This is a genomic window from Bradyrhizobium sp. BR 1432 (assembly GCF_051547705.1).
Classification (GTDB): Bacteria; Pseudomonadota; Alphaproteobacteria; order Rhizobiales; family Xanthobacteraceae; genus Bradyrhizobium; species Bradyrhizobium zhanjiangense.
Genome location: NZ_JBPUGF010000003.1, coordinates 6,922,776 through 6,934,653 on the forward strand (window position 1 = coordinate 6,922,776; position 11,878 = coordinate 6,934,653).

At 63.7% G+C, this 11,878-nt stretch carries 13 protein-coding genes and 2 pseudogenes; 6 read left to right on the top strand and 9 right to left on the bottom strand.

Annotated features, from left to right (window positions below; genetic code table 11):
* Positions 1-53 precede the first annotated feature (53 nt).
* Complete coding sequence (locus tag ACSKB8_RS33665; RefSeq protein ID WP_438108765.1) at positions 54-257, top strand: DUF2735 domain-containing protein; 204 nt, start codon at positions 54-56, stop codon at positions 255-257.
* Between the two features lie 112 nt (positions 258-369).
* Here the strand turns inward: ACSKB8_RS33665 and ACSKB8_RS33670 are convergent, their stop codons facing one another.
* A complete protein-coding gene (locus ACSKB8_RS33670; protein ID WP_438108767.1) occupies positions 370-681 on the bottom strand; it encodes an MliC family protein in 312 nt (103 codons plus the stop codon).
* Positions 682-751: 70 nt separating this feature from the next.
* Here ACSKB8_RS33670 and ACSKB8_RS33675 point away from each other — a divergent pair.
* Positions 752-1,495: pseudogene (locus tag ACSKB8_RS33675) on the top strand (tyrosine-protein phosphatase).
* A gap of 15 nt (positions 1,496-1,510) precedes the next feature.
* Here ACSKB8_RS33675 and ACSKB8_RS33680 read toward each other — a convergent pair.
* The gene (locus ACSKB8_RS33680) at positions 1,511-2,230 is read right to left on the bottom strand and encodes an SGNH/GDSL hydrolase family protein (RefSeq protein ID WP_438108769.1); all 720 of its coding nucleotides are present in this window, start codon (positions 2,228-2,230) and stop codon (positions 1,511-1,513) included.
* Between the two features lie 119 nt (positions 2,231-2,349).
* Between ACSKB8_RS33680 and ACSKB8_RS33685 the strand changes: the two genes are divergently transcribed.
* The 3 genes from ACSKB8_RS33685 (at position 2,350) to ACSKB8_RS33695 (ending at position 4,222) form a co-directional block, all read left to right on the top strand.
* Positions 2,350-3,030: an SDR family oxidoreductase gene (locus ACSKB8_RS33685; RefSeq protein WP_438108771.1), complete on the top strand. Its 681-nt coding sequence runs from the start codon at positions 2,350-2,352 to the stop codon at positions 3,028-3,030.
* 104 nt (positions 3,031-3,134) lie between these two features.
* Positions 3,135-3,821, top strand: coding sequence for a DUF2161 domain-containing phosphodiesterase (locus ACSKB8_RS33690; protein WP_438110791.1), 687 nt, complete (start codon positions 3,135-3,137; stop codon positions 3,819-3,821).
* A gap of 95 nt (positions 3,822-3,916) precedes the next feature.
* Complete coding sequence (locus ACSKB8_RS33695) at positions 3,917-4,222, top strand: hypothetical protein (RefSeq protein WP_015686575.1); 306 nt, start codon at positions 3,917-3,919, stop codon at positions 4,220-4,222.
* 62 nt (positions 4,223-4,284) lie between these two features.
* Here the strand turns inward: ACSKB8_RS33695 and ACSKB8_RS33700 are convergent.
* Positions 4,285-4,889: pseudogene (locus ACSKB8_RS33700) on the bottom strand (N-acetyltransferase family protein).
* 150 nt (positions 4,890-5,039) lie between these two features.
* Positions 5,040-5,441 carry a PaaI family thioesterase gene (locus tag ACSKB8_RS33705; protein ID WP_438108773.1) on the bottom strand — a complete coding sequence of 134 codons (402 nt, stop codon included), beginning with the start codon at positions 5,439-5,441 and terminating at the stop codon, positions 5,040-5,042.
* Positions 5,442-5,559: 118 nt separating this feature from the next.
* Between ACSKB8_RS33705 and ACSKB8_RS33710 the strand changes: the two genes are divergently transcribed.
* Complete coding sequence (locus ACSKB8_RS33710) at positions 5,560-6,348, top strand: cobalamin-binding protein (RefSeq protein ID WP_438108774.1); 789 nt, start codon at positions 5,560-5,562, stop codon at positions 6,346-6,348.
* 151 nt (positions 6,349-6,499) lie between these two features.
* Here the strand turns inward: ACSKB8_RS33710 and kynU are convergent, their stop codons facing one another.
* The 5 genes from kynU to ACSKB8_RS33735 all read right to left on the bottom strand — a co-directional run bounded on the left by kynU (position 6,500) and on the right by ACSKB8_RS33735 (position 11,811).
* The gene (gene kynU / locus ACSKB8_RS33715; protein WP_438108775.1) at positions 6,500-7,702 is read right to left on the bottom strand and encodes a kynureninase; all 1,203 of its coding nucleotides are present in this window, start codon (positions 7,700-7,702) and stop codon (positions 6,500-6,502) included.
* A gap of 8 nt (positions 7,703-7,710) precedes the next feature.
* Complete coding sequence (gene kynA, locus ACSKB8_RS33720) at positions 7,711-8,550, bottom strand: tryptophan 2,3-dioxygenase (protein WP_370985370.1); 840 nt, start codon at positions 8,548-8,550, stop codon at positions 7,711-7,713.
* Between the two features lie 35 nt (positions 8,551-8,585).
* Positions 8,586-9,395, bottom strand: a complete 810-nt coding sequence (locus ACSKB8_RS33725) for an alpha/beta hydrolase (protein ID WP_438108777.1) — start codon at positions 9,393-9,395, stop codon at positions 8,586-8,588.
* A gap of 358 nt (positions 9,396-9,753) precedes the next feature.
* Positions 9,754-11,031 (bottom strand): ArgE/DapE family deacylase, encoded by a 1,278-nt coding sequence (locus ACSKB8_RS33730; RefSeq protein ID WP_438108779.1) that lies wholly within the window; start codon positions 11,029-11,031, stop codon positions 9,754-9,756.
* A 54-nt stretch (positions 11,032-11,085) separates the two neighbouring features.
* Positions 11,086-11,811 carry a pyridoxamine 5'-phosphate oxidase family protein gene (locus ACSKB8_RS33735; RefSeq protein WP_438108781.1) on the bottom strand — a complete coding sequence of 242 codons (726 nt, stop codon included), beginning with the start codon at positions 11,809-11,811 and terminating at the stop codon, positions 11,086-11,088.
* Positions 11,812-11,878: the final 67 nt, after the last annotated feature.

Below are 11,878 nucleotides of genomic sequence, written 5' to 3' on the forward strand. Positions count from 1 at the left end.
ACGAGTTGGGCGCACCATGGAGGCCAAGGCGCTTCGACCAAGGAGAAATCGCAATGATGAACAATGGTCTGAGTCACGGATCTGCGAAGATCTACCAATTCCCTGCCGGGGGCCGCGCAGCTCTTGGGGGACGCCGCTATGGCGAGACCAGCCTTCCCGCCGATCATGCTTCGCTTCCCACGAACGTCTCGATCTGCAGCGACAGCTGGTACCACCAGGACGCGGTGGACGAAACCAAGCCGAAATGGGATCGCTGATGCCGGTCGCTGGTTTGATAGCGCCGCGCGCTCGCGAACGCAGGCGGCAGTTCGAAAAGGGTCGAAACCACGGTGTTTCGGCCCTTTTTGATTCTTGCGGGCACAGAGACGTTCAGATCACCGCGCAGGCGGTCACCGGCCGCTTCAGATGTCTGATCGTGGTGGTCCCGGTGCTGCCGATCGTCAGCGTGATCCCGGCTCTCGAATAGCGGGCGCCAGAGACCGTCAGCCGCTTGGCAAGCGTCACCGGCTCGCCGTCGATCTGGAGGAAGGCGCGCTTGTCGCCGTCATAAAACCCGATGATGAACTGCGTACCATCGGCGCAGCGATAGGTCTGGAATGTCTGCGCATCGGCCGGCCGACTATCGAAAATTCCGGCCGACAGCATGGTGATAGCCAAAACAATGGCCTTGTGTCGGCCCATGATCGCCCCCTGTATTGGACTTTAAGGATGCCGCAGCGCATCCGGTGGAACCATAACCCAAGCTGATCTCATGTCCGACTCCCCTGCCCGCCACCTCGCCTTGCAAGGCGCCAGCAATTTTCGCGATCTCGGCGGCTATCCGACCACCGACGGCCGCATCACGCGCTGGCGGCACATCTTCCGCTCCAACCATCTCGGCCAACTCACTGCAGCCGACATCGAGATCGTCCGCGCGCTGGGGGTGCGAAGCGCATTCGATTTCCGTGGACTGGAGGAGCGCGCGGCAGGCGTCTGTGTCGTGGACGAAATCACCGTGCACTCGCTGCCGATCGAGCCGACCGTCGTGGCTGCGCTGCGCGCCGAGCTCGCTCGGGCACGTTGACGGCACCGGTCGCGCTGGAGCTCATGCGCGAATCCTGATCGCAACTACGTGCGCCACAACACGCACAGCTTTCGCGACCTGTTCGGCCATCTGCTGGAAGACCGCGCGCCGCTCGTGATCCACTGCACGGCGGGCAAGGACCGCACCGGCTTTGCCTGCGCGCTGATCCTGCATGCACTCGGCGTATCTGATGACATCATTGCCGAGGACTACCTGCTCACCAATCAGCACTACAAGCGCGATGCGACGGCTGCTACCGACCTGCCGGAGGACGTACGCAATGCCATCGGCAGCGTCGAAGCCTCTTACCTTGCTGCTGCGTTCGAAGCCGTCGGCAGGGAATACGGCGATATCGAAACCTATTTGCGCGACGGGCTCAAGCTCGGCGCGGCCGAACGGACTGCGCTGAAGGAGCGTTATCTGCAAGCGTGATCCGCGGCGGGCGCCTCAAGCCGTCAGCCCCACGGCCTTGATCATCGCGCTCTTGAGGGCCAAGGAGATCTGCTGGGTGCTCCAATCGCTTTGGTGCAGCTTGTCAGGATCACCTGTGTCCAGCAATTGCTCGAACGAAACGTTGTTTTGCACGTGCCAATGCCGCATCAGTGCCCAACGCTGAAACAGATTCACCTCGGCCTCATTGGCAGCATCGCGGATCAGCCGGACCATCTTGTCCGAAAGCTCAGCACGGTCGTCCCAGAGCATCTTCGTCGCATATTGCGGATCAATCACCAGAACCTCGAAGCCGCGAGCGCGCAATTGCGCCAGGCCCTTCCTGATATTCCCGGCAACAACGTCCACGTCGTACTGGTCGTTGTGAAAGACCGCGTTCGTTCCAACCTGCCAGATGACCAGTGCCGGATCATCATGAAAGATATCGGCCTCGAAGCGTCCGAGTTCTTCGTTTGCCTCTTCGCCGCCCTTGCCGCGGTTCAGCACGTCAATCCGAATGTCAGGCCGGTGGACAACATCCTTGAAGTATTGCCGTAGATACATCTCCAACCGATAGGGGTACGGCACAACATCGGCTCGTCCGGCCGTTGATGACGACCCCATGGCCACGATGCGAACGGGACCCTTCCCGTCCAAAGCCTGCCGGAGCCGCATCAGCGGATATTTTAGGTCGACGATGGCAGCGGGAAATTCGATGGTTGGCAAATTGTCGGACATGAACAACCTCCTCACCGATCTAAAGTTGTAACTATAGCCCAGCCTTGAAGCTGCCGCCATTGCAAGTCCAATTCGCTGGACGCAATAGTCGCCGGCAAAGCGAAACCACGGAGAGCACCGTGCAGGGAAAAGTCATTGTCGTGACCGGCGCGCAGGGAGCGCTGGGCAAGGTGGTCGCCGAGACGGCGCTGGCACGCGGCGCGCGCGTGGCCGGCATCGATTACGCGCCATCGCAAGCCCCCGCAACGCCTGAAAACATCGAGATTGGCGGCGTCGACCTGTCCGATGCGGCGCAGGCGAAGACGGCGATCGAAGCTGCGGCAAAGCACTTTGGCAAGCTCGATGCACTGATCAATATCGCGGGCGGCTTCGCCTTCGAGACCGTCGGCGACGGCGACACCGCGACGTGGCAGCGTATGCATGCGCTGAATGTCCTGACCGCACTCAACACATCGCGCGCGGCACTGCCGCATCTCGCCGCCTCCAAGGCCGGCCGCATCGTCAACATCGGCGCCATGGGCGCGCTCCAGGCCGGCTCCGGCATGGGACCCTATGCGGCGTCGAAGGCGGGCGTGCATCGCCTCACCGAGGCGCTTGCCAACGAGTGGAAGGGCAAGGTGACTGTCAACGCCGTGCTGCCGTCGATCATCGACACCAAGGCCAACCGCGCCGACATGCCGAAAGCGGATTTCTCCAAATGGGTGACGCCACAGGAGCTCGCCGAAGTCATCCTGTTTCTCGCCAGCGATGCCGCGAGCGGCGTCACCGGTGCGCTGATCCCGGTGGGTGGGCGGGTATAGGCGTATCGCTCCGAATCTCTGCCAGACAGCCCTGATTCAATCGGAGCCGAGAAGGCTCTAAACTGCCTGCAACTGATTCTCCGATCGGACATCGGAACTTGTCTTTGGAAACCGCGCTCTATCTGCCCGTCAAACGCTTCCTCGAAGAGCTCGGCTTCACCGTGAAGGGCGAGATCGGCGGCTGCGATCTCGTGGGCCTCAGCGCCGGCGATCCACCTGTCGTGGTGATCGGCGAGCTCAAGCTCGCCTTCAATCTCGAGCTGATCCTCCAGGCGGTCGACCGCGCGCCGGCCGGCGACGAAATCTGGATCGCCGCCAGAATGTCGGCCCGCGGCAAAGGGCGTGAGAGCGATGCGCGCTACCGCAATCTCTGCCGCCGGCTCGGCTTCGGCATGCTCGGGGTGACCGATCGCGGCCAGGTCGAGGTGCTGGTGAAGCCGCCGACGGCGGCTCCGCGCCGCGAGCCGAAGATTTGCTCGCGGCTCGTCGCCGAACATCAGCGCCGCCAGGGCGATCCCGTGCTCGGCGGCAACACCCGTTCGCCGATCATGACGGCCTATCGGCAGCAGGCGCTGGCCTGCGCCTCGGCGCTCGCCGAAGGCCCGCGGCGGGTGAGCGAGTTGCGCGAACGCTGTCCCGATGCCGGTAAGATCTTGCTTAACAATGTGTATGGCTGGTTCGAGCGTGCTGAGCGGGGAATTTACGGGCTCACCGAAGCCGGGCACGCGGCGCTGAAACGCTGGCCACAGCAAGGGATTGAAGTCGGTGCAAGTGTCGCATCACCGCCCTGACACCCGACCGGTGCATAGCTGAGATGTCACACCGATTCCATATTGCAATGCAACATTCGCGGCACTAGGTATCCCGGCATCAAAACGAGGCCGTTATGAGCGCAGACTGGAATACCAAATATGGCACGCGGCGCGTGCGTCACGATCCGCCCACTCTGGACGAGGCGATCTTCGCCGCCGTCGGCATCACCGACGACCAGGAGCAGCAGGCCGAGATCGCGGCAGCGCTGATGGGCATGCCGCTCGATGTCGTGCAGGCCGAGGTCAAGAAGCAGGCCCGCACCAACAGCCGCATCACCGCAACCCGCGTGATCGCCGGCGAACAGGGCGCGCAGCGCTCAGTGGTGGTCGAGCGCCGCGTCGTCCGCCGCTTCGGCAACGACAAGCGCACCGGCACCTAAGCGCTCTTTCCTTTGATCTGAATGCAAAAGCGGACCGGCCTTGCCGGTCCGCTTTTTCGTTTTCAGGCGGCGCGATTGCCGTACATGCTGGAGATGATCTTCCAGCAGGTCGAGTTGAAGCTGAGCAGGGCCCGGCCGGCCGTGAACGGCGAGGCCGCGAGGTCAGCAAGCTCCGCCTCGGGCGTCTTGCCGAGATCGATCGTCCCGGTCGATTCGCCGTGGCGGAAAGCCAGATGCGCACCGAACTTCCTGGCGAGCGCCCTCATGGCGTGGTTTTCGGCGCCGGTGGTGACGCGCAGGCGCTTATAGCCCTTCCAGCGCGCTTCCGCGATCAGGCGGCGGAACAGCACGGTTCCGACGCCTGACGGCGTGCGGAGGCCTCCACGCTGAAGGCAACCTCAGGCAGCGAATCGTGCTCCGCCGGATGCAGCTCGGCCGCACCGCGGACCACGCCATCGACGATGTAGGCGACGATCACGGTGCCGTCTTCGGCGCAGCGGGCGGCGTAACGCTCGATGAAGCTGTCGTCGAGAAAACCGTTGAAACGGTCGTGCCGGCTTCCGGCATCAAGCCTCAGCAGGTGATCGCGCAGAAGCGGCAATTCTTCCTGCTGGATCAGGGTCCGCACGTAGCCCGGAGCGGTGCGGACGGTCTCTTCAAGTACCACGTCAAAACTCCTCTTGGTGTCCCTCGAGGAGGCGTTCGAATCCCTAGGCCGCCGTATATTGTGCATCGCAGCAAGCTTTTCAAGACGGAGGCTTGCTCAAGTAAGTGGCACCTGACGTGACTATTTCGTTAACAAAATCAAGGGCCCTAATCATACGAGGACGAGCTGCGTCTGGGTCACGACGGCCACCAGCTTGCCGTCCTCGGTCTCCAGCCGGGTGGTCCAGACCTGGGTCCGTCGGCCCCGGTGGACCGGGGTAGCGGTCGCGATCACCGTGGTTCCTTCCTTGGCCCCACCGATGAAGTTGGTCTTGCTCTCCAGCGTCGTCGTGCCCTTGGCGTCGTCCGGCAGGTTGATCACGGTCGCAGCCGCGCCGACGGAATTGGCCAGCGCCATTAGCGCGCCGCCATGGATGGTGTGATGAAGCGTGCAGAGGTCGGGCCGGACCGTCATCCGCGCCACCACGCGATCCTTCTCGGCCTCGACGAACTCGACGCCTTTGAGCTCGGCGAACGGCATCTTCATCACTTTAAGTTTCTCGAGCGGCGTCATCGGATCTGCTCCCAATTCGTTGTTGTCTCAGCGTGAATTGCTTCGCGCGGCAAAGCAATGACGTCCGAGGTAATGGGCGGGCTGACATCGGCGCAGACATTGTGCATAGGCTCCTCGCATGCGCCACTTCCCGCCCCACCGCATCGTCTGCCTGACCGAGGAGACGGTCGAAACGCTCTATTTGCTCGGCGAGCAGGACCGCATCGTCGGCGTCTCCGGCTACGCAGTGCGCCCGCCCCAGGTGCGACGGGAGAAGCCACGGGTGTCTGCCTTCGTCTCGGCCGACATCCCGAAGATCCTGGCGCTGGAACCGGAGCTGGTGCTGGCCTTTTCCGATCTGCAGGCCGGCATCGTCGCAGATCTCGTCCGCGCCGGTGTCGACGTCCATGTCTTCAACCAGCGCGATCTCGCCGGAATCTTAGCGATGATCCGCACGCTCGGTGCGCTGGTCGGTGCGGCCGGGCGCGCGGAAGACCTCGCCCAAGGTTTCGAGCGGCGCCTCGCCGCGATCGCGGCAACGCCCCGCCCCTCGCCGCGGCCAAGAGTTTACTTTGAGGAGTGGGACGATCCGCTGATCTCCGGCATCGGTTGGGTCTCCGAGCTGATCGAGGCCGCCGGCGGCGTGGATGTGTTCCCGGAGCTGCGGTCGCGGCAGGCGGCGAAGGACCGCATCGTCTCGGCGGAGATGGTGCGCGAGGCAGCGCCGGATGTGATCCTCGCGTCGTGGTGCGGCAAGAAGGTCGTCCCTGCCCGTATCCGCGCGCGCGACGGCTGGGGCGAGATTCCGGCGGTGCGCGATGATCGTATCGTCGAGATCAAGTCGCCAATCATCTTGCAGCCAGGACCGGCGGCGCTGACGGATGGGCTCGATGCGATCGTGCAGGCGCTGTGGGGCGAGCGGTCCTGATCCCTCCGCCGTCATTGCGAGCCAACGGGTCCGCGCAAAGCGCGGCCCGATGACAGGCTCCGCGAAGCAATCCAGACTGCCGCCGCAGAGACAGTCTGGATTGCTTCGTCGCAAGAGCTCCTCGCAATGACGTCTGTGGAGGCGTCCTTCCTCACGTCACCGCGTTCACGACCTGGTACTCCGGCCGGCGCCACACATCGCCCGCGATTACCTCCTCGATGATCTCGGCGGCGCGGACCATCTCATCCTCCCCGACATAAAGCGGCGTGATCCCGAACCGCATGATATCTGGTGCGCGGAAATCACCGATGACGCCGCGGGCAATCAGCGCCTGCATGGCGGCGTAGCCGCCGTCGAAGGCAAAGGAGATTTGCGAGCCGCGCCGCTCATGCGCGCGCGGGGTCACCAGCTTCAGAGCTGGGCAGCGACGCTCGACTTCGGCGATGAGGAGATCACAGAGCGCCAGCGAACGTGCACGGACCTCGGTGATATCGATCCTGTCCCAGATGTCGAGCGAGGCCTCCAGCGCCGCCATTGCTAGCACCGGGGGGGTGCCGACACGCATGCGCTCGACGCCGCCGGCGGCTGCATAGGCAAGCTCGAACGCAAATGGCTTGGCATGGCCCATCCATCCCGACAGAGCGGCGCGGGCATTGCCAGCGTTGCGCGGCGCAACGTAGAGGAAGGCCGGCGCGCCAGGGCCGGCGTTGAGATATTTGTAGGTGCAGCCCGCAGCGAAATCGGCGCCGCAGCCGGAGAGATCGACCGGCAGCGCACCGGCGGAATGGGCGAGATCCCAGACGGTGACGATGCCGAGCGCATGCGCTTTCGCGGTGAGCTTCGCCATGTCGTGGCGGCGACCGGTGCGGTAGTCGACCTCGGTGATGTAGAGCACGGCGATCTCCTCCGACAGCGCGGGCTCGATCTCCTCCGGCGCCACCAGACGCAATCGATGGCCGCGCCCGAGCGTTTCGATCAGGCCTTCGGCCATGTAGAGGTCGGTCGGGAAATTGCCGGTGTCCGACAGGATCACCTTGCGCGACGCGTTCATATCGATCGCAGCCGCGAGTGCCTGGTAAACCTTGAGCGACAGCGTGTCTCCGACCATCACCGAGCCGGCTTCCGCGCCAATCAGTCGCGCAATGCGATCGCCGACATGACGCGGTTGGGCATACCAACCTGCGGTGTTCCAGGCACGGATCAGCTCATTGCCCCATTCGGCCGTGATGACGTGATTGACGCGCTCGGCAACGCCGAGCGGCAGCGCGCCAAGCGAATTGCCGTCGAGATAAATCACGCCCTCGGGCAGATGGAACAAGGCCTTGGTGTCGTCGTAGACGCGTAGCTTGGTCATCGACATCTCTACAGAATCGTACGCACGCGCCAGAGCTCGGGGAACAGCTCGATCTCCAGCATCCGTTTGAGATAGCTGACGCCGCCGGTACCACCGGTGCCGCGCTTGAAGCCGATGACGCGCTCGACCGTCGTTACATGGTTGAAACGCCAGCGGCGGAAATAGTCTTCGAAATCGACCAGCTTCTCGGCGAGCTCGTAGAGCATCCAGTGCGTCTCCGGCGCCTCGTAGACGATACGCCAGGCCTGGAGCACGCCTTCGTTGAAGCTGTGGGTTTCGCGGACGTCGCGGGCCAGCACGGGCGCAGGCATCTTGAGCCCGTTGCGGTCGGCAAGCCGCAGCACCTCGTCATAGAGGCTTGGCGTCGCGAGCTCGGCTTCGAGCAGCTTCGTCGTCTCCGCATCGTGCGCGTGCGGCTTGAGCATGGCGTGGTTGCGGTTGCCGAGCAGGAATTCGATCAGCCGGTATTGACGTGACTGGAAGCCGGAGGACTGCCCGAGTTGCGCGCGGAAGCGCGTATACTCGCTCGGCGTCATCGTCCGCAGCACGTCCCAGGCGCCGTTGAGCTGCTCGAAGATGCGCGACACCCGCGCCAGCATCTTCATCGCCGGTTGCACCTCGTCCCTGGCGATCGCGCGGCGCGCGGCGCTGAGCTCGTGGATGGCAAGGCGCATCCACAGCTCCGTGGTCTGATGCTGGATGATGAACAGCATCTCGTCATGCGCTTCCGAGAGCGGATGCTGCGCCCCAAGGATCGCATCCAGCGCCAGGTAGTTTCCATAGGACATGCGCCGGGCGAAATCCGTCTCGGCGCCTTCGCTTGCAGGATCGTAATCGTTGGACGTCATTGACAGGCCCTCTCGATCGATCGTCCCTCGCCTCGTCAGTCGAGGCCGATCAGGCGCGCGGTGATCTGCGACGACGGATCCTTCAGCCCGTCGATCACGGTAAAATGGTTGAGGCCGGGATCGATCACGAGATGCGTCGGCACGTCGAAACCGGTCCAGACGTTGGCCATCAGGTCGGATTGGCGGATGAATTCAGGGCGCTCATTGCCGCCGACCCAGGCCGTCACGGGCGACTGCCCCCGCGGGAGATGCAGCGCCGCACTCTCGAGCGCCGCCTCCTCCATGGTCATGCGCAGCGTTTCGTTCATCTTTGTCTTCAAGAGCGGCCGCAGATCGTGCAGGCCGCTGATCGAGAGGGTGCCGGCGATGCGATCGTAGACGGCGGGCTCGAGCCGGCTGTCGTCGCACAGCATGCGCGTGACGAGATGGCCGCCGGCGGAATGGCCGGCGAGCCGGATCGGCCCTGCCACCAGCGAGGCCGCCTTGGCGATCGCTGCAGTGATTTCCGCGGTGATGTCGGAGATGCGCGCAGCCGGCGTTAGCGTGTAGCTCGGCAGCGCCACGGTCCAGCCATGATGCCGTGCGCCTTCGGCCAAATCGCTCCAGGCCGACTTGTCGAAGCGCATCCAGTAGCCGCCATGGACGAACACGACGAGGCCCTTGCTGTCGCCGTCGGGCAGGATCAGGTCGAGGCGCTGCCGCTCACCGGCGCCATAGGCGACGTCGGGATGAAAATCCTTCAACCCTGCACGGTAAGCCGCCGCCCGCTCGGCCCACAGCGCCGGCATTTTGTCGGAGCCCGGGATATGGGCCGAATTGGCATAAGCGTCATCCCAATCGCGCATCGTGATTTTCCTCGGCGGACTCAGGCCCTGCGAACCGGACGCCAGTCTGCCACCGGCAAGGCCGGCGTCCTAGTCTTTATTTTAAGCTTAAAGGATGTGTCTGCGCGTATTTGGGACAACGAGATTCTGCCCCCGCCGGAGCGCGGTAGGGTGGGCAAAGCGAAGCGTGCCCACCATTCGTTCGGAATTGAGGATGGATGGTGGGCACGGCGCAAGGGCGCCTTTGCCCACCCTACGGGCCCTCCGCCCGTTATTGCGAGCGCAGCGAAGCAATCCAGAGCCTTTCCGCGGAGGGATTCTGGATTGCTTCGTCGCTTCGCTCCTCGCAATGACGGCGGAGGGAGCAAAGCCCGGCTGCTTACGCCTTCTCCACTCCGCACCACTCGGCGATGAACAGCGCCATCGCCTTGGTCGTCTTCTTCAGCGACTCCAGGTCGACGAACTCGTTGAAGCCGTGCATCTCGCCACCGCTCGCGCCGAAGCACAGGCTCGGGATGCCGTGATTGAGGCCGTAGAAGCGGGTATCGGTGAGCGCGGTGAATACGAGGTCCTCGACCGCGCCACCGTAGACCTTGTTAAAGGCCCTGCTGAACGCGGCCTCGGGCGCGGCCGCGTCGGTGAGTTCATACCCCTCCGACAGGAAGCCCGACCATTCGACCTCCGGCGGGTTGTTGGCGAGGAAGCGGTGGTTGCGCGCGGCGGCCGCGACACAAGCCACAATCTCCTTCTGGTGCTCGGCGATCGACCAGCCGGGCAATACGGCAATCCGGCAGTCGACGTCGCACCAGGCCGGCACGCTGGAGGCCCAGTCGCCGCCCTTGATGATGCCGGGGTTGAAATTGATGGGATGGTTGACCGTCTTGAAATGGCGATCGGCTTTCGCGCGCTCGTTCCACTCGATCTCGAGCTTTTGCAGGGCCTGGATCAAATGATAGGCCGCCATGATCGCATTCGCTCCGGAGCCGGCGAAGGCGACATGGGTCGGATGGCCTTTCACGCGCAGGCGAAACCAGATCACGCCGACCTGCGAGCGCACCATCTTGCCGCCGGTCGGCTCCGGGATGAAGCAGGCATCGGCGCGGTAGCCCCGCTGAAGCGTCGACAGCGCGCCGACGCCGGTGCTCTCCTCTTCAATCACGGACTGGAAATGGATCCGCGCCGTCGGCTTCAAGCCGGCGGCCTTGATCGCATCCAGCGCATAGAGCGCACCGATCGTGCCCGACTTCATGTCGCAGGCGCCACGGCCGAACATCTTGCCGTCCTTGATGACGGGCGAGAAGGGCGGTGTGTCCCACAAATCCAGCGGCCCTGCGGGCACCACATCACAGTGGCCCTGGAGGATCAGCGATTTTCCAACGTTGGTTTGCGGACGGTAGGTGCCCACCACCGAACGCGCTTTCGAAAAATCATGCTCGATCGGACCGAAACCACGCAGGTCCTTGAGGTCGTCGACATTGACGTGCCAATCGTCGACCTCATAGCCGCGTTCGCGCAGGAGGTCGCCGATCATGTCCTGGCATGGTCCCTCCGCTCCGCGGGTCGAGGGGATCGCGACGAAATCACGTGTGGTCGCAAGCTGGGCTTCGAAGCTGGCGTCGACGGCGTCAACAATCCTCTGCTGCGTTTCGGCATTCATCAGGCAACTCCAATCGGGCATTCAGATCATCGATGGAGCGCAAGCTAGCCGATTTCAGCCGTTCGGGTACTCTACAAAATAAGCATCCCGCAATGCATCGTCGAGCAGCCGGCCTTCGGAGTAGCCATTCAAACCCGCGGGCCGGCTGACGCCGTCGAGCAGGCGCGGACACGGCTCGGGCGCGCCGAGCACCGTGCGGACCGGGATGCGCTCGGCATAGATCGGCAGTTCGTAGTCCTCATCGTCATCGGCCACGCCCTTGGCCCGGATCTTGGCCGAGGCTTCCTCGATCTCCATCGCGATGAAGGAGGTCGCCTTGGTCTCCTGCGCGGTGCTCTGACGCAGGCTCGCGGTGCGGCCCGGGAAGAAGCGGTCGACCATCGCGATCACCGCGCGCTCCTTCTCCTCGGCGTCGGTGACGAGATAGGCGGTGCCGAACGCCATCACCGCGCGGTAATCGGCGGAGTGGTTGAAGCCGCAGCGCGCCAGCACGAGACTGTCGAGATGGGCGACCGTCAGACAGACGCGCTCGCCCCTGGTCTGGTTGCGCAGCATGCGGCTAGCGCTGCTCCCATGCCAGTATAGCTTCGTGCCTTCGCGCCAGAAGAAGGTTGGCGTGCAATAGGGCTGACCGTCGATCACATAGGACACGTGGCAAAGCATCGAGGAATCCAGGATGCGGTGAACGGTCGCGTGATCGTAGAAGCCGCGATCGTGACGGCGCTTCACTTGGTTGCGCGCTGATGTCGGATAGGAATTTGAAGTCTCAACCTGGCTCACGGCCGCACCTCGGAGATTGGAACAATCCAGAAGAGTTGTAGCCGCGGATTTGGTCTGCGATAGTGCC

What these genes read in the sequence shown, in the direction of transcription:
- ACSKB8_RS33725 (WP_438108777.1), bottom strand. Translation starts at nt 9,395, where the DNA reads ATGCGCGATTGGGATGACGCTTATGCCAATTCGGCCCATATCCCGGGC.
- ACSKB8_RS33665 (WP_438108765.1), top strand. Translation starts at nt 54, where the DNA reads ATGATGAACAATGGTCTGAGTCACGGATCTGCGAAGATCTACCAATTC.
- ACSKB8_RS33705 (WP_438108773.1), bottom strand. Translation starts at nt 5,441, where the DNA reads ATGACGCCGCTCGAGAAACTTAAAGTGATGAAGATGCCGTTCGCCGAG.
- ACSKB8_RS33670 (WP_438108767.1), bottom strand. Translation starts at nt 681, where the DNA reads ATGGGCCGACACAAGGCCATTGTTTTGGCTATCACCATGCTGTCGGCC.
- ACSKB8_RS33680 (WP_438108769.1), bottom strand. Translation starts at nt 2,230, where the DNA reads ATGTCCGACAATTTGCCAACCATCGAATTTCCCGCTGCCATCGTCGAC.
- ACSKB8_RS33710 (WP_438108774.1), top strand. Translation starts at nt 5,560, where the DNA reads ATGCGCCACTTCCCGCCCCACCGCATCGTCTGCCTGACCGAGGAGACG.
- ACSKB8_RS33730 (WP_438108779.1), bottom strand. Translation starts at nt 11,031, where the DNA reads ATGAATGCCGAAACGCAGCAGAGGATTGTTGACGCCGTCGACGCCAGC.
- ACSKB8_RS33695 (WP_015686575.1), top strand. Translation starts at nt 3,917, where the DNA reads ATGAGCGCAGACTGGAATACCAAATATGGCACGCGGCGCGTGCGTCAC.
- kynA (WP_370985370.1), bottom strand. Translation starts at nt 8,550, where the DNA reads ATGACGTCCAACGATTACGATCCTGCAAGCGAAGGCGCCGAGACGGAT.
- kynU (WP_438108775.1), bottom strand. Translation starts at nt 7,702, where the DNA reads ATGACCAAGCTACGCGTCTACGACGACACCAAGGCCTTGTTCCATCTG.